Origin of the sequence: Mesorhizobium sp. M7A.F.Ca.MR.362.00.0.0, from assembly GCF_004023175.1 — a bacterium.
GTDB lineage: Bacteria > Pseudomonadota > Alphaproteobacteria > Rhizobiales > Rhizobiaceae > Mesorhizobium.
In genome coordinates this window covers 1-18,318 of the sequence record NZ_RZTF01000014.1, presented here as the reverse complement: position 1 = coordinate 18,318, position 18,318 = coordinate 1, and the positions used below count along the sequence as shown (strand labels likewise).

At 58.1% G+C, this 18,318-nt stretch carries 19 protein-coding genes and 1 pseudogene; 1 reads left to right on the top strand and 19 read right to left on the bottom strand.

What is annotated here, in order from left to right:
- From EOC06_RS41605 to EOC06_RS03810, 4 genes and pseudogenes are all read right to left on the bottom strand, one after another.
- A pseudogene (locus EOC06_RS41605) lies at window positions 1-517 on the bottom strand (O-antigen ligase domain-containing protein); the annotation flags it as partial.
- A complete protein-coding gene (locus EOC06_RS03820; protein ID WP_245469317.1) occupies window positions 514-1,701 on the bottom strand; it encodes a hypothetical protein in 1,188 nt (395 codons plus the stop codon). The pseudogene EOC06_RS41605 and the gene EOC06_RS03820, both read right to left, overlap by 4 nt.
- Window positions 1,661-4,039, bottom strand: coding sequence for a polysaccharide biosynthesis tyrosine autokinase (locus EOC06_RS03815; protein ID WP_128307135.1), 2,379 nt, complete (start codon window positions 4,037-4,039; stop codon window positions 1,661-1,663). The genes EOC06_RS03820 and EOC06_RS03815 overlap by 41 nt, the downstream gene beginning before the upstream one ends.
- Before the next feature lie 29 nt (window positions 4,040-4,068).
- The gene (locus tag EOC06_RS03810) at window positions 4,069-4,674 is read right to left on the bottom strand and encodes a polysaccharide biosynthesis/export family protein (RefSeq protein ID WP_224696614.1); all 606 of its coding nucleotides are present in this window, start codon (window positions 4,672-4,674) and stop codon (window positions 4,069-4,071) included.
- Between EOC06_RS03810 and EOC06_RS41600 the strand changes: the two genes are divergently transcribed.
- Window positions 4,667-4,825, top strand: coding sequence for a hypothetical protein (locus EOC06_RS41600; protein ID WP_164752261.1), 159 nt, complete (start codon window positions 4,667-4,669; stop codon window positions 4,823-4,825). The two genes, EOC06_RS03810 and EOC06_RS41600, sit on opposite strands and share 8 nt — an antisense overlap.
- Window positions 4,826-4,850: 25 nt before the next feature.
- Here the strand turns inward: EOC06_RS41600 and EOC06_RS03805 are convergent, their stop codons facing one another.
- From EOC06_RS03805 to EOC06_RS03740, 15 genes are all read right to left on the bottom strand, one after another.
- The gene (locus EOC06_RS03805; RefSeq protein WP_128307134.1) at window positions 4,851-5,660 is read right to left on the bottom strand and encodes a tyrosine-protein phosphatase; all 810 of its coding nucleotides are present in this window, start codon (window positions 5,658-5,660) and stop codon (window positions 4,851-4,853) included.
- Between the two features lie 120 nt (window positions 5,661-5,780).
- Window positions 5,781-6,455, bottom strand: coding sequence for a hypothetical protein (locus EOC06_RS03800; protein WP_128307133.1), 675 nt, complete (start codon window positions 6,453-6,455; stop codon window positions 5,781-5,783).
- On the bottom strand, window positions 6,430-6,756 hold the full coding sequence (locus EOC06_RS03795; RefSeq protein ID WP_236382855.1) for a hypothetical protein: 327 nt from the start codon (window positions 6,754-6,756) through the stop codon (window positions 6,430-6,432). Before EOC06_RS03795 ends, EOC06_RS03800 begins: the two co-directional genes overlap by 26 nt.
- A 684-nt stretch (window positions 6,757-7,440) precedes the next feature.
- The gene (locus tag EOC06_RS41595) at window positions 7,441-7,644 is read right to left on the bottom strand and encodes a DUF977 family protein (RefSeq protein ID WP_245469313.1); all 204 of its coding nucleotides are present in this window, start codon (window positions 7,642-7,644) and stop codon (window positions 7,441-7,443) included.
- On the bottom strand, window positions 7,604-8,542 hold the full coding sequence (locus EOC06_RS03790) for a Fic family protein (protein ID WP_245469312.1): 939 nt from the start codon (window positions 8,540-8,542) through the stop codon (window positions 7,604-7,606). The genes EOC06_RS41595 and EOC06_RS03790 overlap by 41 nt, the downstream gene beginning before the upstream one ends.
- 49 nt (window positions 8,543-8,591) lie before the next feature.
- Window positions 8,592-9,026 carry a hypothetical protein gene (locus tag EOC06_RS03785; protein WP_127295725.1) on the bottom strand — a complete coding sequence of 145 codons (435 nt, stop codon included), beginning with the start codon at window positions 9,024-9,026 and terminating at the stop codon, window positions 8,592-8,594.
- A gap of 57 nt (window positions 9,027-9,083) precedes the next feature.
- Window positions 9,084-10,226: a glycosyltransferase family 4 protein gene (locus tag EOC06_RS03780; protein WP_128307132.1), complete on the bottom strand. Its 1,143-nt coding sequence runs from the start codon at window positions 10,224-10,226 to the stop codon at window positions 9,084-9,086.
- Window positions 10,223-11,380 carry a glycosyltransferase gene (locus EOC06_RS03775; protein WP_164898449.1) on the bottom strand — a complete coding sequence of 386 codons (1,158 nt, stop codon included), beginning with the start codon at window positions 11,378-11,380 and terminating at the stop codon, window positions 10,223-10,225. The genes EOC06_RS03780 and EOC06_RS03775 overlap by 4 nt, the downstream gene beginning before the upstream one ends.
- Window positions 11,358-12,167, bottom strand: coding sequence for a bifunctional 2-polyprenyl-6-hydroxyphenol methylase/3-demethylubiquinol 3-O-methyltransferase UbiG (locus EOC06_RS03770; protein ID WP_128307130.1), 810 nt, complete (start codon window positions 12,165-12,167; stop codon window positions 11,358-11,360). The genes EOC06_RS03775 and EOC06_RS03770 overlap by 23 nt, the downstream gene beginning before the upstream one ends.
- A gap of 5 nt (window positions 12,168-12,172) precedes the next feature.
- Window positions 12,173-12,949: a bifunctional 2-polyprenyl-6-hydroxyphenol methylase/3-demethylubiquinol 3-O-methyltransferase UbiG gene (locus tag EOC06_RS03765; RefSeq protein ID WP_164781680.1), complete on the bottom strand. Its 777-nt coding sequence runs from the start codon at window positions 12,947-12,949 to the stop codon at window positions 12,173-12,175.
- On the bottom strand, window positions 12,942-14,210 hold the full coding sequence (locus EOC06_RS03760; RefSeq protein WP_128307128.1) for a hypothetical protein: 1,269 nt from the start codon (window positions 14,208-14,210) through the stop codon (window positions 12,942-12,944). Before EOC06_RS03760 ends, EOC06_RS03765 begins: the two co-directional genes overlap by 8 nt.
- Entirely contained in the window at window positions 14,207-15,037 is an 831-nt protein-coding gene (locus EOC06_RS03755) for a glycosyltransferase (protein WP_164748852.1), read from the bottom strand. The genes EOC06_RS03760 and EOC06_RS03755 overlap by 4 nt, the downstream gene beginning before the upstream one ends.
- A gap of 97 nt (window positions 15,038-15,134) precedes the next feature.
- Window positions 15,135-16,160 (bottom strand): NAD-dependent epimerase, encoded by a 1,026-nt coding sequence (locus EOC06_RS03750; RefSeq protein ID WP_128307126.1) that lies wholly within the window; start codon window positions 16,158-16,160, stop codon window positions 15,135-15,137.
- Window positions 16,160-17,434 (bottom strand): nucleotide sugar dehydrogenase, encoded by a 1,275-nt coding sequence (locus EOC06_RS03745; protein WP_127268852.1) that lies wholly within the window; start codon window positions 17,432-17,434, stop codon window positions 16,160-16,162. Before EOC06_RS03745 ends, EOC06_RS03750 begins: the two co-directional genes overlap by 1 nt.
- 43 nt (window positions 17,435-17,477) lie before the next feature.
- The coding region (locus EOC06_RS03740) for a sugar transferase (RefSeq protein WP_206631153.1) at window positions 17,478-18,318 on the bottom strand (841 nt) is incomplete at its 5' end.

Below are 18,318 nucleotides of genomic sequence, written 5' to 3'. Positions count from 1 at the left end.
GTATGGCAACCGTATCGGAGAGCGAATACTGGATCGCCGCAGCCAATCCGTTACAGATGACACCCATCAAAAAGAAGGGCAGGAGGCCGTAGACCTGATCTGGGCGCAAGCGGGTGACGCTCAGAAAGAATGCAGCCATCGCCACGAAGTACAACAGACACTCGATCGTGCGTCCCACGCCGACACTGACGAAACGCAGCCCGGTTTCACCGCTCAGCCATGGATTTGCAAGTAGAACCTCAGGCCGCAATCCGCTCAACAGGGCGGCGGGCAGCGGCATGATCTGAAAACAGAACACGGCAAGACCCAGAGCAAGCAACCACAGGGCCGAGCGAGGGATGCCGTGCTCAGACGGCCTTGAAAAGATGGCCGCGGCCGCGACAATCGCCGCCACCTCGATCACCGCATCGGTGTAGAGACCGCTCGCGGTGCCGCCGCCAATCAGCACTGACAGGAAAAGAACCGACCCAAGCAGATATTTTTCCCATTCCGTGGACCGGGCTGACCGCTCTCTCAAGATGAAACTCTTTCGATGCTCAATTTGTGCATGACCAACGTGCCAACGTATCGAAATCGCCAGCTCTCAGCGATGGCAGCTGTTTCCAGCCGCAACACTTGCATGGGACACGCGCCTAGTCCGATCGCGAAATCCAGACTCAACTGCCGCCGATTGAATGTGCCCTCCGGAATGTTGAACCGAGCTATTTCTCCCGCCGGATCCGCGCATCTGATGGACCAGAACAACTGCTTGGGCAGCTTCAGGTTTCTCGCGGAGGCGATCAGGGAAATCCTGTAGGAGCCGGGAGGCAGTTCGACATATTGCTGGAGCGCGGCGTTCTTCACCGGCGTATTCAGAAACCGGACAGTCGCTCCGCTATCGCTTTCGCCGACGTCGCGCGCCCCGGCAAAGGTAATTTCCAGACCGGAGCGGTCGCGAACCTGCCAGTCGAATGGCTTGTCGCTGAGGATCTGTTCAAAGCCGCCGTTGAAGATGTATCCGGCCAGTGTCCGCTCCTGATCGGTCATACTGAACAGGAACAGCCGATAGGCCGCCTCGTATTCCTTCTGCCGGATGTACCCGTTGATTACGGCAGACAATTCCTTCGACGTCGGTTGTGAGCTCGATCCGGTAAGGTCCAGCAACAGTTGATTTGCGACGCGCAGGCCCCGCGGATCCTTACCAAGGGCGGAGAAAAGATTGGACCTCCACGGTGCCTCGATCCTTAAGGCTGCCAGGACAGCCTGATATCCGTCCGGGTTTGCAAGAATAGCCGGCAAGCCCGCCGCAATGACTGGAAATGTGTCCGGCCACCGGCGCAGCAACGTGTCGATCTCGGCGACGGCCTTTGACAGGTCGCCCATCTCGATCGAGCGATCGATCGATCTCTGAAGCGAATGGATTTCAGTCTTGGACAGCTTTCGAGCCTGGTCGAAGAGTTCAAAAGCCTCGTCTTTCTCGCCTTGTCGATACTCAATCTCGCCTATCAGGCTGTAGAGCCGGGCGTCCGCGACGTTGAAACGAAGCGCGCCCCTCGCCTTTGCTGCCAAGACGTCGAGATCAACACCGTCGCCTGTTCCGCTCAGCCGACCGGCAATTTCGCCTATCAAGGCATCTATGTTCAACGGATCGAGCGCAAGCGAGACGGCCGGCGTTTCCGACTCAAGAAGCCGACTTAGCCCTATCGACGAAACCGCCAACACCAGAACGGAGGCGACGAACCAAACGCCTGAACGCCGGAGATTTCGCGTGAGCGGGCTCGCCTGCTCCGTCATCGACTTTGCCCTCAATTTTCGGGGTACTCGCGCCATAGTCGTAGTACTGATAGTTCATGTATTTATAGGCGTAATTGTAATCGAACTTGTTGACCGTGAATTTCGACATCGCCGCTCCGATCACGTTCGCACCGGCTGAGCGCAGACGCTTGAGTGCCGTTTTGGCTGACTTGCGTGTGACCTGATTGGTCGAAACGACCATCAATGTGCCTTCGGCAAGCCGGCTGAGGATTGGTGCATCGGAAAGACCGACGACCGGCGGGGCGTCGATGATGACCAGATCGAAGCGTTTGCCGAGATTGGTCAAGATCAACGCCATCTTCGGTGACGAGAGCAGGTCGGCCGGATTCGGCGGAATCGTTCCGGACGTCAGCACGGTGACATTAGGGTATTTCGTCGGTCTGAAAATGCCCGGCAGATCGTCCTTGCGAACGGTATTAGTCAGCAGGTTGCTCAGCCCAATCGCATTGTCGAGGCCGAACAGCCGGTGCAGGTTGGGTTTGCGGAGATCGCCGTCGACAAGCAGAACCCTTGCGCCGAGTGCCGCGAAATCCTGGCCAAGCTTGAACGACGTGGTCGACTTGCCTTCCGACGGTTCCGAACTGGTCACCAGCAGCGATCGCGGCGCGCCCTCCGCACCGGAGAACTGCAGCGATGTTCGCAGCGAACGATAGGCCTCGGAGAGCCCGGATTTTTGATCGGCGATGCTGGCTATGAGTTCGCGGTCACCGACAAGCGGCAGGATGCCGAGCATCGCCAGCCCCAGCTCCTTCTCGATCTGCTCCGGGTTGGTGAAGGTGTTGTTCAGCAACTCGATGATGTAGATGATCGATGCAGCCAGGGCCATGAAAAGCGCGAGAGCGACTGCAAGGTTGATGCTCAGACGTGGAGAATAGGGGGCTGTGGGCAGCGAAGCGAAATCGACTATCGCAGCGCTTTGCGTCTTGAGCTCCGAGCTGACGCCGACTTCATTCAGCTTGGCGATAAGGCTGTCATACTGCGACCGGTTGGAGTCGACCTCGCGCTTCAGGATCGTGTATTTGATATTCTTGTCGTTGAAGACGACCTGCTGCCTCTCCATCTCCGCGAGCTTGGACTTGAGGTCGGTTTCCTTGTTCTGTGCTTCCTGATATTTCAGCCGCAACGAATCGGTTATCGCCAGAACGCCATTGTTGTAGAGTCGCTGCAGTTCCTTGATCTGCGATTGCAATTGCTGCATTTCCGGAAAACCGGGCTTCAGGATGCCCAATTTCTGCTGATACTGGCTGGTCAGATCCGCCAGCTTTTCGCTAAGCTTCTGCAGACCTTCGCTTTCCAGAACCGGACCGAGGCTCGACCCGCGGCCTTTTTCTATCTGATCGACCACCCGCCCCGCATCAAGACGCTCCTGGATTGCAGTGGCCAGGGCGGTGTTCAGGGCTTCGATGTTGGAGCCGATCAGCGATTTGTCATCGCCGGTAACCGTGATGCCGGCATCTTTTGCATAGGTGACCAGTTCCTCTTCGGAGGTCTGCAGCTTTTGCTTCACCTGCAAAACCTGTTCCTGGATGAACTGCCGTGCCAGATCAGAGGTCTCGCTGGTCTGATCGAGACGTTGATCGATAAAGCTCTGCGCGACCTGATTGGCAACGTCGCTTGCATATTTCGGCTTTTGATCGACGAAGGTGATCGATAGCAGGCTCGTATTGGTGACCAGATTGACCGTCAGATCTTCCTGGATGCGCTTGATCGCAATTGCCTCGCGCTCTTCAGGCGTTTGCTCCTCAATGGAGGGTGACTTGGACATCCCGAACGCACGGTAGACAATATTGCTCGGGGAAAAGCTCGGCGTCGGAAACAGAAAATCCGGTTTTTCGCTAAGCCCAAGCTGGAACACCACGCGCTGAGCCAATGCCCGGCTCTTCAGCTTCTCCCGAGCGGTCAGGAAGGCCCGGACGTCGCTGTTTTCGGAAACGACCTCAATGTCCTGAAACACTTTCGCCGAAGGCACCAGAACTTCGAGCTGCGTCGTCGCCAGGTATTTTGGTGTCTGCATCATCGTCACGATGACGCCGGCAACGAGCCCGGCCGCCGCCATCATGACGATCAGCCAGCGATACTGGACGATGTATAAAAGCAGCTTGAGCGGGTTGAACCCCTCATCCTGGCCCGCATAGTCGCGACCATAGGGACCGTAGTTTTGCGGCACGTCGTAATAGGAGTCCGCGGACAGGGCCTGGCCATGTCCGGGTCCGGCAAGTTGGGGCTGCCTGTTGCGATCGAGCATGCGCGAGGTGATCCTGGGGTTGTCCGTGTCTACGGAATGACCGCAATGCGGGCAGCGCTGGAGGCGAGGCCCAGCGCATCCTTCAAATTGTTCATCGCGATTTTCGACTTCGAAGCAAAAACGACGACCACGTCGCCGCCATAGATGCGCGGGTTGCGGTTCTTGCCGGCGCGGATTTCCTCGACATTGTAATTTGCGACCAGCTTGTTTTGGCCGACATTGCGATAGACGAAGACCTTGCCGGCATCACCGACCGGATTGAACCCTCCGGCAAGGGCGATCGCGTCGAGCAAGGAAGCGCTGCTGGACACCGGATAAATGCCGGCCTTGTTGACTTCACCATCGACCGTGATGCGCTGGCCAATCGACTCCTTGACGAAAATCGTCACGTCAGGCGACTGCAAGTACTTTTCACCGTAGGCAGTCTCGATTTCCTTCTCGAGCTGACGAACGGTCTTGCCGGCTGCAGTCATGGTCCCAATCAGCGGAAGCGAAATCTGTCCGCCCGCGTCGACCTGAACTGTTCTGTTCAAATTATCGACCTGAAACACACTGACCTCGAGCACATCGTTGGCAGACAGAGGCTGCTCGCTGCCGTTCTGGGTATTCTGCGGCGGCGGGAGATCCTTGACCACCTGCAGCGTACCACCGCCAGAGAGCGCCGATGAAGACGCCGTCGGCTGCAGCGCATCGACAGAACTGGTGGAGGACGTCGATGTCGACGAAGTGCTTGCGCAGGCAGATATTGCTAGCGATGCGAGCAAAGCGGGCACGGTGCCCGCATGACTTCTTGCGAGATCGAAAATGCCCATCAAAGAGCCCCGCTCTTAAACAACCGGCCCAATCCGCCAAACCGCCCCGCACTGCTGCCCCCCGATTTTCTCGGGCTTTGCTTTCCGATGGGCACGAGCGGCCGATTTTGCAATATCGCTTCCGGGCGTTTCACTGCCATGTTGTAAGCCTCATCTTCCCCACACCGGTTCGCGATGGCGACAACCGCCTGCGAAAGCCCTGGCCGCCGCCGGCTGGCGCCGTGGGTGTCGGAGGCGACAATATCCACCCTGCCCTCATCCAGCAGCTTCTCCGAGTAGTAGAGCGCCGTACGTCCAAAGGCCCCCGTCACAGAATCAGCCGTGAGCTGAATAAGGCAGCCTAGCGTATTCAACCTCTCGATGACGTCGTAATTCGCCTTGATCCAAGTCAACCGCTCTGGATGAGTGAGGATCGGCACGAAGCCGGCCCCTATGAGACGGGCGGCGAAGTCTTCGAGCCGCGGAGGCAAAATGTGATGTGGCGGTTCGAACAGGAAATAGCGGGATCCGTTCAGAGTCGGCACCGTACCAAGCCTCAATCGATCGGGGAGATCAGGCGCGAGATGAACATCAGCGCCAACATATAGGGTAAGCGGTATGGCAGCGCGATGAAGCTCCAGTTCTAACGCCTGAACAGCCTCGGCAATCTTTGGCGTGGCGTTCTCATAAACCCCAGGCATTACATGCGGCGTACATGCCATATGCGTTGTACCGTCGGCCACTGCCAGCCGTGCCATCTCCAGCGACATGGCCAAGTCAGGAGAACCGTCATCGAGACCGGGCAGGATATGTGAATGCAGGTCGATCATTGGCGTTTCTGGTTGAGAGGAGGCAAAGCTTCGCCTCGACAAAATAGAAACGCGTCACCCGCATGAAGGCGAATGACGCATTTGACAAATTTACGCAAAACAGCGGGGGTCGTATCCCGCCTATTGGCTGACCGCGTCGTCGTCATCCTGCAGGCCGATAATAAGGGCGGCGGCACCACCGACGGCGGCGCCGCCCAAGAGAACCGGCAGCATGCCAGGTTCTGAGCTGGCGGGTACGATCGTCGCAGACGGTGTCTCAAGCGAAACGCACATGCCGCCTTCGATAGGGTCGACCTTGACGGTGGCATTGGCTGGAATATCGAGCGCGCAATTGGCTCCGATAGCCAGCGAAGCAGACGCCTGCGCCCCGGTCATGATGCGCGCGCCCGCATACACCGGTGCCTCGGCATCCACCCCTGCATAGCCGCCGGCCTGGGACATCTGGACATCACCCCGGACCTGCGTAAGACGACCTATCGCGTCTGCGGACGCCGGCACGGGCGCAAGACAGGAACAGGTTTGCTGAGCTACAGCCTCGGGCGCGGCGAACAGGGCGCCCCCTGCGACGAATGCAACAAAAGCAAAAGCAACCCCGAACCGATGGCAACTCATCATTTTACCCCACCAAAACTTGTAACTCGCCCTGTTGGTACAAATTACAGCCCGCCCCGCCCCAAGCAATAGAACAATATGGTTAACAAACCCAATAAACCAGCCAGCCCGCCTATCCAGACCTTTCTCTACAGCGGCCGATGCCGCCATATCTTCGTCAGCGGCTGACGCCGTTGTCGTCATCCTGCGTCGCCGCGAGCACGCCAGACGTCAGAAGCGCCCCGGCGAAAATCGCCTCCGGCGGACCGAACCCGGCGCCGCCGCCGGAGGGCTGAATAGCAGCCGTCTGCTCAGAGCCGACAAGCTTGAGGCAAATGTTGTTGCCAAGGCGGGAAACGTCGAGGCTCGAATTGGCCGAAACCTCCAGATTGCAGCCGCCGACCAGAACGGAGGCCGCGCCGTTGGCGCCAACCACCACACGGCTGCCGAAATCGAGCGCGCTTCCAACCTTGGCAGCGCCATAGCCCGCCGTCTGCGACACCATCACATCACCGGTGGCGGAACGGATGGATCCGATCGGGTTTGCCGAACCTTGATAGGGTGTCGCGCAGCTGCACGAAGCATCCTGGGCAAACGATGAAGCTGAACCAAACCCGATTGACACGACAAATACGGCAAGCGCAGTTTTAACCACAAGGCTCATCAGTCTTCGATCCCTTCTTGCTGCACCACTTCAGACGCACCCAGTCAAAGGCATTGCATCAGCGCGTACCAGTTTTTCGCCACAATTCCAACCTGTTTCGCGCGCGCGAGGCGATTTAAGCTGACGCGTGTCTGTCCAAGCACAGTACTTTAGCCAGATCGCATTAATAGTCTTCGACTACCTGTCACAGGTTTCTTACTATCGGAAAAAAATTTGAGGTCTCCTTTCCGCGGTGACTGGCTCGATAAGCTTTGACCAAGCTGAGCGCGCCAAACCTTTCGCCAACCTACCTAATATATTGAATTATCGATACATTTTTCGGTAGATATTCCTTGATGGCAGCCGCGCGATTCGACCATTGGTCGTGCTGACAGCATGTAATTCGAGATCGGCTCGATACCAATCGCGGCCAACGGGGTAGGCGGCCGGCTCGGCTACCATTCCTGCTCTCCCGCCATAGAGATCTGCTCCATGCCCCAACCGCGATCCAACTCACCAAGTCGACGTGCCTCAGACTTGGCGGCTTTACCGCCTATTTTGGCCGTACCACGTTCCCTTGCCGGTTCCATGTTGGGCCAGATGGTTCGCTTCGACCAGAATTGCCAAGTGTTTTTTGACGGTGTTTCGGTTTGCACCTGTCAGGTTGACGATCTCGCTGATGGTTATGCGCCCACGCTCATTGATGGCCTCAACGATTTGCAGAGAGAGTTCCGGCAACGTGCCGAGCACAAGACGTTCCCGCTCGATTTTTTTTCTCCAACCTCCGCTTTTGCTGCTGCAGAGCGCGCAGGAAATACACAGCCCATGGTTGCCAATTGGGGTTCGGGCTGCGGATCGTCTTCTGAGTCTGGCGTAGCGCCAGATAGTAGCCTTCCTTGCTGTTCTCAATCACGCTTTCGAGGGAAGAGTAAGGCACATACGCATATCCGCTGCGCATCAGCAGGAGCGTCGTCAGAACGCGTGACAGCCTTCCATTCCCGTCCTGGAATGGGTGTATCTCCAGAAACACCACCGTAAAGATTGCGACGACGAGCAGAGGATGCAGGCTTTGCTCGTTGAGTGTGTCGCGTGTCCACTCGACAAGCTCTTTCATCCGCTTCGGCGTATCGAAAGGCGTCGCCGTTTCGAAGATGACGCCGATCTCTTTTCCGTCGGCATCGAACGCACTGACATTATTGGCGAGTGCCTTATATGCACCGCGGTGGCGTTCATCCTTGTTGCTGAACGCCACCAGGTCACGGTGTAGCTGTGTCAGGTGGTTTTCGGTCAGATCAATCGCATCGAAATGCGCGAAGATCATTTCCATGACCTGCGCATATCCGGCGACTTCCTGCTCGTCTCGGGACTCAAAGAATTTGATGTCGAGGTTGGCGAGCAGCCGCTCCACTTCGCCGTCAGTAAGCCTGCTTCCTTCGATACGGGTAGAAGAGCCGATGCTCTCGATGGTCGCAACGCGGCGCAGAGCCGATAGGCGTTCCGGAGCGAGCGCGCCCAGCGCTCGCCAAGCCCCTTTGAATTCGTCGATCTCCGAGACCAGAGCAAGGATCTCGGTGGTAATTTGCAGAGAGTCTACCCAATAAAGGACCCATAAATACCCAAATGCGGGCGCCGGCCAGCTTGAGAACAAGACCCACTCACTTCGCCGCAAGAGCCTCCGGTCTGTACTGGCGACCTGCTCAGCAAGGTTTGTACGTTGCGCCGGCCTGAACCGGCTGGCCGCAGAGAATTCCGCCCTGCGTAAGTATGGTGGCCAAATCTTCCCCCTCAGCCGTCAGGCACTGCACAACAAGGGTATCGCCAACCCTGGAAGCGATCTTGCCGTCGCAAGGTGTTCCGGCACCGACAGGTTTGCAGGCCAGGACGAGCCCCTGGTAGTCTCGGCGCGCCGCTTCCGTCACCAGGAGGCGCATGGCCTGAGGCCTGGAAAACGCCGCCCCGCACAGCAGGATCTTGCGACCGCCGACACGCAGATCATCGACCGATGGAATGGCGAGCTTGCCGTCAAACGGCTTGAGCTCGGCTACCGGCTTCGCGGGGGACGGGCCGCCCCTCTGCATCACGATGATGCCCAGAAAGCCAACACCAAACAAAACTGCCACGACGGCAAGCAACGCTATGCTCCTGACTGACAAAACCATCCTCCCTCCGACCCTGTGCGGCCGGTCCGCTCATTTCGTCGCAAGGGCGCTCAGTCTTTCTATCTGCTGCATGTACTTCTCGATGACGATCGTTTCCGAAAACTGCCGCTCGACCTTGTTTCTGCTCTGGGCCCCCATCCTGTCCCTGGACGAGTCGTCCAGCCGCGCAAACTCGACCATCTTGCTCGCAAGGTCATCAGGGTCCCTCACCTTGCATAGGAAGCCATTGACGGCGTGGTCCACCACTTCCCTGCATCCTGGCACGTCGGTTGCGATCAGCGGCTTGCCCATCGCAGCCGCCTCGAGCAGCGAGCGCGGCGTTCCCTCCCTGTAGGAGGGCAACACGATACAATCGGCGGCACGCATGAAAGGCCGCACATCGTCGGTGGAGCCGAGATATTCGACCAATCCCTCGCCAACCCATTTTTCCACGTGTTCGCGGCTGACCGCGGTCCGGTTTTCGACATCAAGAAAGCCGAGTAGCTGGAAACGCACTCCGGGCACCTCACGGCAAACCCGACGGGCCGCCGTGATGAACTCGCCGACACCCTTGTCCCAGAGAAGCCGGGCCACGAGAAGAAAGATGATGGCGCCAGACCCGGTGCGCGCTTCGGGCGAAGGGGCAAAACGCACGAGGTCGATGCCGGAGCCAGGCAAAAGCGCGGTTCGATCCTTGCGAACCAGGCGTTCGTCGACGAACAGCATCCGGTCATCGTCATTCTGGAAGAAAATCATTTTGGAACGGGCCAATGCCACCCGGTACAAGGCCTTGGCAATCCTGAGCAGAAGACCACCGCGGACGAACGCCGTCCCCAATCCCGAAATGTTGTTGATGACGGGAATGCCGTTCAGATTGGCCGCGATGGAGCCGAACACATTGGGCTTGATCGTGAAGCCGACAAACGCCAGCGGTCTCTCGCGCCGCAAGAGACGCCAGTAGCGCCACAGAAGGACCAAATCCCGCAACGGTGACGTGCCGGAATTGTCCATGTCGAGTTCGACATAGCGGCAGCCCATGGCCGCAATCAGCGGAGAATACTCGTCTCTCGGCGCGACGACGACAACGTCATAGCCACGGCTCCGCAGCGCCTCGATCAGTCCCTTGCGGAAATTGACGACATTCCAGGATGTGTTTATCGAGACGACTATCTTGTTGCGAGCAATGGCCGTCATCTCTGCCCACCCGGATATGAGGACGGCGCTCTCAACAGCATATCCGCAAACCGATCCGGCGATCTTTCCGGCAAGGTCTTTCCGTACAAGGCCGACCGATCACCGCCTTGAATGACCTTCAGCAGTGCTTCCGCAATTTCCGACGCGCCAAAGCCGGCTGAAATCTCCAGGCCCGACAGCATGTCCAGATCTCCCGCACAGGGGGTGGTGACGATGCCGGGAATCCGGCAAGCCATCATTTCCAGAAGGACGTTGGGAAATCCCTCCGTCGCCGACGTGAGCATGCCGGCACGCGCTGCGCGAAACAGCGGAAACGGGTTGTCTCTCTGGCCGAGCAGATTTACTCGCGAGGTCAGATCAAGCTTGCCGGCGCGGGCTCTCAACTCCGCTTCCATGGGGCCAGAGCCAACCATGGTCAGCTCATAATCCTCGCCGGTCCTTCGTCTGACTTCGGCCAGCACATCAACCGCGATCATCGGACGCTTCACATCAATCAGCCGGCCGCACCAGACTATCTGCGGACGGCGGGAAAGTATCTCGGCGTCGTGCCCGGACAATGCTTCCATGGACATTTTGACGATGAGATCTTCGTCGACCGGGTTGGGCAAAGTACACAGCTTGGCGATTGCTCGCCGGGGCAATACGTCACGCAGGCGTTCATTCATATAGCTCGTTTGCGCGACTATCATGTCCTGGCTGCCGTAGGCAGCATAGAGCGCCTTGTAAGCGAGCGCGCGAGGACCCTTGAAGCGATCCAGAAGTACCGTGGACTCGCGGGCGACCAGCCTATGGCTGCGGAGAAGTCCAACGCTTCGGGCGGCAGCCAGAAACGAGTTTACCCGTGCGTGGCTCGAGAACACCAAATCGTACCGACGCCGGATCAGCCGCGGGGCGAGCAAAAACTCGCTCATGGCCTTGCCGCCGCCAAAGCCGTAGCTGCACCGAATTCCGTCCTGGTGTGATCCAGCGGCCTCGCCCGCCGCCTGGCTACCCAAGAAGCCGATTTCGACGTCCCAGTCGGGTCGCCTCGCGAGTGCGCGCGCAACAAGTTTCAGGATGGTTTCGGCACCGCCTCTTCTGTCGAGCGGAATGGCGATCAGCGCGAGCTTCCTTTTCATGGGCCGCGGGAACTCACTGTTTTCGCCGAAAGACATAGGCGTAGGTTTCAGCGGCATCCTTGCGGAGGAACAGGGCGGAAACGCCTAACCAGATGCGCCAGGCAAGAAAGGCCGGCACGAAAAAATAGAAGTAGGAGCTTTTCCAGAACAGACGGCGCTCGATAAGTTCCAGGTCGTTCCGTTTTGCGATTGTTTCGACGTCACTGGGCAAGCACTTGTCGTAGAAGGCCGGAAACCCGTCATGACCCATGCCCTTTTCAGGATAGATCGCAAAAAGCAGCCGTCGCTTCATCCCCTCCGGCAGGACCCGATTCAATCTGGCAAAAACGGCGTTGCGCGAGGGCGAGAAAATGGCAACCATGCCTCCCGGTTTCACGCAACTGGCAATGCCGCGCAGGGCGCCCTCGCCATCACGGACGTGCTCGAGCGTTGCTTGGCAAATGACGACGTCAGCATCGCCCCTCCCCCTAAACGAGGTAAGGTCCGCTTCAATCTCCTCGTCGTATATTCCGCGTGGCGCTTTCGACAACTCTTCCGCGTCGAGGTCGAGCCCAACGACAAAAAGCCCCAGGCGCCGCTTATCCGAAAGACTGACGAACGGCCTGGCACCCCCGCCAAGATCGTAAACCCGAGCGTTTGAGGTAAGTAAGGGAGGTGCTATCTCCGTCGCAAAGGTCCGGTTGCCGTCGATGCGAAGGCGCCGCGGCAGAGCACTGTCCAGGAACTCGGAAATGGCCACATTCGCGCGAACAAACTTTCGCAATATCGACACTGCCTCACCACCGGTTTCGTTTGGCGATCTGCGCCCACTCGGATTTGACATCCGCGCTATATCCTGTGGAAGACGTAGAGCCGCGTATGATGCGAAAATGGGCCGAGCAACCGGTCCGCAGCAGCACGCAAACCTCTCAGGATTCCATTCTTGCTGTCGTACCAGGCCTGCATCGGCTTGGAGAAAAATGTCTCGTCCTTCAGCCCCTTGAAGCCTCCCCTCGGCTGTGATCCCAGAAGCTTGAAGCCGTGCTGTTCGAAACTGGAAACAATCGAAGACGGCTCAAGAACGAACTGGTAAAATCCGGCCTGTTCACCTGGAAACCTGGGATAGAGACCCATTCTGATCTTCAGCCGTCGGAGAGGAGAAATGCTCGGCACTGTCACGAAGGCAACTCCTCCTGACCGGATGATGCGCTTCATCTCCAATGCGATCTCATCGTAACCGTCGAAGAAGTGCTCGATCACCCCCAGAGACCACACCCCATCGAAGAATTCGTCCGCGAAGCCCGTTGCTCGAACATCCCCTACGGTCACTTGCAAATGGGGCGCGGCACGATTCACCATCCCCACGGTCTTCTGCGCGAAGTCGATCCCGTAGGCGGAAAAGCCTGCCTGGTCGAGGCCATGGACCGTATTGGCCAAGCCACATCCAGCGTCCAGGATCTTGGCCGATCCGGTCAGGTATCGCTTGGTGGTTTCAACGACAAAGCGATCCGGCCTCAAGACAATCCCTTCGGCCCAGTGAGAATCCCAATAGTCGTCATCAGCCACCGTGCCGACATGGACGATGCGCCTGTTTTTCTCGTCGTAGAATGCTTTCTTCTCATTCATTTCTGGCATCCGGACCGACCATCAAAATGGTGCGCTGTTTCGCACCAGGCCCTTGATCTGCAATCACATTCCTCAATGCGAAAAAGGAACAGCCAGCGGCAACGACATATCCGAACAAAAATGCCATTTCACTGCCAAGAGGCACCCGCCACCAAAGGCCCAATGCCGCCAGACAACAGCAAGCCAACGCCCCTATCGCGTAGGAATAGGTCAACGTCATCGCTTTGCTCGACCGAAGCGCAAACGGATCGATGATCACTTTTTTCGTCCTGTTGACCAGAACAGCACAAGAAACGATCCCGAACACCACAGGATCAAAAGACTTCCCCAGCCATCCGGATGCATGGCCCGAGAAAAACAGGCCAACTATTCCGGCCGCGGCCACGGTCGCAAAAATGAGTGCGATGGCCGCTCCCTCGAACAGTCCGCGCCGAAACTCCCTGACGTTTCCATTTGCGGCACTGAGAAACGCCCTTGGCACAAATACGAAGCTGGCCGCATTCATGAAGAAGCCGACGGACCGTTGTGAAAGATCGACGCAAAACGAGAAGACGCCGAGATGGGTCTCGGAGCCAAGCAACAAAACAATGTATCGAATGCCGACAAACACGCCGCTCTCGGCCAGATTGCTCAACACAAATCCCCAGCCTGTGACCAGAGACCCGGCAAGATAGGAAAAGCCAGGCCGTCTCAGATTCATAGGTCCCAGGAAGGCAAATGAAATCAGCGCTCCGACGAAATAGCTGAGCGAAAAGGCTGCAAGAGCCGAGCCTACTTTCGCATCGCCGACAAGCAGGATTATGGCTCCTGCCTGGTATGCGACGGCCTGGCCAATCGCCGACCAACCGTACGCCCACAAACGCAGTTGTGACCTCAAAATCTCTTGAAGTGCGGTGTGCAAGCCGAAAGAAACGATGATGGTCGCGGCAACGGCATTGCCAAATCCCAGCCACGTCAGTGCCAGTCCAGCCAGGACGACAAACAACGCCACAACTGCCAGCACGGTCAAAATGGACGATACGTACTCTCTACCCATTCCCGCGGCATGCATTTTTGCGGAAATCGGCATTATCGAATAGGTCGCGACTCCAAAAACAAGTGTCGAAATAAATGAAACTGTCGCAATCGTCGTGCTGAAAATACCGTACTGTCCAGTCTCCAGATGGCTGCCGATGTACAGCAACGTCGCTATGTTCAGAAGACCAGGAACAATTCGTATTACGATGGCTTCCACCAATTTCCACAAGCTGGCTTCTTTCATGAAGTCACCCGCACGAATGACCTCTTGAGCAAGAACGGGAAACTCAAGACACCAAAGCTCAAACAGGCAAGAACCGCCTTGCCCAGGAACCGAACCGACCGATATCGTCCTAGCCAGAACGCCTTGATGTAGTTCAAGTTCAGCAACAACATCGGGTATGCATTTTGTCGCTGAAGAAGCCGAATCCTTGCCGTCATCCCCTCCGGCAAATATCGTTTTCGTCCAATCTCGACATTGACACAGATAACGTCGTATTCGATCGCCAATCTGGACCAGAGAAGAGATGTTGGAACGCGGCGGAACCGCCCCGCTGGGGGCACGGCAACCCGTTTAAGCAAAGGAGTTTTGATGACCTCCTTCTTGTCGCCGACCACCCGTTCGTCGGCCCGCATCTTTATCAGGTTTGTCCGTTCCGACGGAAACGGCTCTGCTGCGGTCTCTGGGTGGCCAAGAGCCATCGAGAACACAAAACCCGCAATCTTCTGATCGACACCTCTCTGCGAGAGGTGCTCACAGACCTCCGGCAAGCGATCGGTGAAGAGATCGTCGTCATCATCGAAGACCATGCAATAGTCGCCAGTGGCGGAAGCAATCGCCGAAAACATCGCACGGCCTCTGCCGTCATTCGGGCCGGTGGTGACCACCAAACTGGCATCGCGAGACGCGATTTCCGCAAGCGCTTCGTTTGTTCCGTCGGTCGAACCGTCGACATGGACGCATATCTGCAATGGACAGTCCGTACGCAACAGTTGCTGAACCAGCGCCGCAACGCGATCCCGCCGATTGAACGTGGGGATGCAGACGCTCAGTAGCGCCTGGGACTGCAATGGATTGCGGACTGCCTGTTTGCGAGCCGTATCGATTCCATCTGCTCCTGGTTACGTGATCATGGAACAGCGCGGATCAGCCGGGAAACGCCGAACCCTATCCCCGCGCAAAATACGCCTTGTACCACTCGACGAACCGCCCGACGCCCTCGGTCACCGTCGTCGCCGGGCGGTAGCCGACCGCCTGCTCCAGCGCCGAGGTGTCGGCGAAGGTATCGGGCACGTCGCCGGGCTGCAGCGGCAAGAGTTCGACGATGGCTTTGCGGCCCAGGGCGTTTTCCAGCGCCTCGACATAGGCGGTCAGCTTCACCGGGTTGTTGTTGCCGATGTTGAAGATGCGCCAGGGGGCGCTGCTTGTGGCCGGATCCGGACGGCTGGAGTCCCAGGCGGCATTGCCCGTGGCCGGGCTGTCGCTGGCGCGGATCACGCCTTCGGCGATGTCATCGACATAGGTGAAGTCGCGCGTGTGGTTGCCGTTGTTGAACAGCTTGATCGGCTCACCGGCAAGGATGTTTTTGGTGAACAGGAACAGCGCCATGTCCGGGCGCCCCCAGGGACCATACACCGTGAAGAAGCGAAGACCGGTCGTCGGCAATCGGAACAGATGGCTGTAGCTGTGCGCCATCAGCTCGTTGGCGCGCTTGGTCGCGGCGTAGAACTGCAGCGGATGGTCGGCCGGACGATGCTCGGAAAACGGCATGTCGGTGTTGGCACCGTAGACACTGGATGTACTGGCATAGGTCAGGTGCGCGACGGCGCTGTTGCGGCAGGCCTCCAGCATGTTGGTGTAGGCGATGATGTTGCTTTCGACATAGGCATGCGGGTTTTCCAGGCTGTAGCGAACCCCGGCCTGGGCGGCGAGATGGATCACCCGGTCGAATGCATGGTCGGCAAAGCAGGCGTCGACCACGCTCTTGTCGGCGAGATTGCCGCGGATGAAATGATAGCCGGCATTGGTCTTGCGGCTCGCCTCGTCCAGAAGCCGCAGCCTCGCCTCCTTGATCTCCGGATCGTAATAGTCGTTGACGTTGTCGATGCCGACGACCTCGTCACCGCGCTCCAGCAGCCGCTTCGCTACGTGATATCCTATGAAGCCGGCCGCGCCGGTGACCAGAACCTTCATCAGAAACGCCCATCCGTGACATGCCTGGGGAACAGACCCTTGATGTCGTAGATGACGCCCGGGGTCTTGCAAAGCGCCATCAGGCCGTCGACGCCTAACGCGCGGAACTGCCTGTGGCCGACGGCCACGATAACGCCGTCATAACGCATGTCGGGAATGTCCTTCATGCTGGCTACGCCGAAGGCACGCGCGCATTCCTGCGCGTCGACCCAGGGGTCCCATATGTCGATGCCGGCGTTGTATTCCTTCAGTTGGGCAACGATATCGGCGACCTTGGAATTCCTCAGGTCCGGACAATTTTCCTTGAAGGCCGCGCCCATCACCAGAATCCGGCTGCCAACGACAGGTATTCCCTTGCGCATCATCAGGCGGGCCGTCTGATCCGCCGCGTGCCGACCCATGCCGTCATTGATACGGCGGCCAGCAAGAATCACCTCCGGATGGTAGCCGAGTTCCTGGGCCTTGTGGGTGAGATAGTAGGGATCGACGCCGATGCAGTGGCCGCCGACGAGACCAGGCGTGAAGCGCAGGAAATTCCATTTGGTGCCGGCGGCTTCCAGCACTTCGGACGTGTCGATGCCGAGCTTGCCGAAGATAAGCGACAGCTCGTTCATCAGCGCGATATTGAGGTCGCGCTGAGTGTTCTCGATGACCTTGGCCGCTTCGGCGACCGCAATGCTCGAGGTACGGTGTGTGCCTGCCGGCACGATCGAGGCATAGAGCGCATCGATACCTTCGGCCGCTTCCGGCGTCGAGCCGCTGGTGACCTTGACGATCGTTTGCAACCGATGCTCGCGGTCGCCCGGATTGATGCGCTCGGGACTGTAGCCGAGGAAGAACCCCTCATTGTAGCGCAGGCCCGAATGTTTCTCGATCAGCGGCGCGCACACCTCTTCCGTGCAGCCGGGATAGACCGTCGATTCGAAGATCACCACCGCGCCTGGCGATATGACCTCGCCGACCAAAGTCGATGCCATGATCAGCGGTTTCAGATCCGGACGGTTGGCCCTGTCGATCGGCGTCGGAACCGTGACGATGAAAATCCCGCAATCGCGCAGAGCGGCCTTGTCGGTGGTGAATGTCAGCCGCGACGCAGCACTGATCTCGTCGCTGCTGGCTTCCAGCGTATGGTCGTCGCCACGCCTCAGCGCGTCCACCCTCGACTGGTCGATGTCGAAACCGACGACATCCCTGCCGGCGCCGAAGGCGACCGCCAGCGGCAGGCCGACATAGCCAAGCCCGATGATCGCTATTTTCCTGGAGGCGAGATCCATCTGCTTCCTGCGCTTGCTATTCCAGAGCCATGCTTCGCATTGGTTATCTCGCACCAAAGCCGGTAAGCATCGTTTTCAGCGTCTTGAGAGTTATCAAAACGTCCAGCCAAGGCGAAAAGTTCTTTATGTAATAGAAATCATAGTGCAATTTTTCCATAACGTCATCGACGGCAGCCACATGCCCCTGATTTACTTGTGCCCACCCACTTATGCCCGGCCTGACGATATGCCTGTAGCGGTAGAATGGCAGCTCAGCCTCGTACCACTGCGACAGCACGACAGCTTCCGGCCGCGGTCCGATCCAACTCATTTCGCCACGCAGGATGTTGATGACCTGCGGCAGTTCGTCGATCCTGGATTTTCGCAGGAAACGCCCGACTCTGGTGATGCGGTCATCGTCGTGCCTGGTGATCGCCCTTTCCTTGTCGCTGCCGGCGCCAGAGTGCTGGCGCATCGAGCGAAACTTGTAGACCGTGCAGATCTTGCCCCGGTAGCCCATGCGTTGCTGGCGAAACAGCGCAGGACCATCGGAATCCAGCCGGATCAGCAGCGCTATCAACGCCAGAACGGGGGAAAGAACGATGATCAAGACAAGTGCCGAGACCCAGTCGACCGCCTGCTTGATCTTGAGATAGGCCTGGTTCGGATTGAGCGAACCAAGCGTGTTTTCCGACAGGTGCTCGATCTCGACCCGACCGGTCAGCGACTCTCTGACCTGCTTGACGTGGTATACGGGCGTTCCCGAAAGGGCCCGATCCGCGATGTATCGTTCCCATTCCGCGCCAAGATCGGCACGCAGATCAACGACCACGCCGCTGGCTCTTTCGATTATCGTACTGGTCGACTTGATCCAAAACCAATGCACACCCGGTAACGTCTTGAGG

Excerpts from the sequence above, each read along its gene's own strand:
- EOC06_RS03805 (WP_128307134.1), bottom strand. The coding sequence starts at position 5,660 with ATGATCGACCTGCATTCACATATCCTGCCCGGTCTCGATGACGGTTCT.
- EOC06_RS03775 (WP_164898449.1), bottom strand. The coding sequence starts at position 11,380 with ATGTCTTTCGGCGAAAACAGTGAGTTCCCGCGGCCCATGAAAAGGAAG.
- EOC06_RS03795 (WP_236382855.1), bottom strand. The coding sequence starts at position 6,756 with ATGGTGTCGCAGACGGCGGGCTATGGCGCTGCCAAGGTTGGAAGCGCG.
- EOC06_RS03750 (WP_128307126.1), bottom strand. The coding sequence starts at position 16,160 with ATGAAGGTTCTGGTCACCGGCGCGGCCGGCTTCATAGGATATCACGTA.
- EOC06_RS03760 (WP_128307128.1), bottom strand. The coding sequence starts at position 14,210 with ATGAAAGAAGCCAGCTTGTGGAAATTGGTGGAAGCCATCGTAATACGA.
- EOC06_RS03765 (WP_164781680.1), bottom strand. The coding sequence starts at position 12,949 with ATGAATGAGAAGAAAGCATTCTACGACGAGAAAAACAGGCGCATCGTC.
- EOC06_RS03745 (WP_127268852.1), bottom strand. The coding sequence starts at position 17,434 with ATGGATCTCGCCTCCAGGAAAATAGCGATCATCGGGCTTGGCTATGTC.
- EOC06_RS03780 (WP_128307132.1), bottom strand. The coding sequence starts at position 10,226 with ATGACGGCCATTGCTCGCAACAAGATAGTCGTCTCGATAAACACATCC.
- EOC06_RS03770 (WP_128307130.1), bottom strand. The coding sequence starts at position 12,167 with ATGTCAAATCCGAGTGGGCGCAGATCGCCAAACGAAACCGGTGGTGAG.
- EOC06_RS03815 (WP_128307135.1), bottom strand. The coding sequence starts at position 4,039 with ATGCTCGATCGCAACAGGCAGCCCCAACTTGCCGGACCCGGACATGGC.
- EOC06_RS03800 (WP_128307133.1), bottom strand. The coding sequence starts at position 6,455 with ATGACGACAACGGCGTCAGCCGCTGACGAAGATATGGCGGCATCGGCC.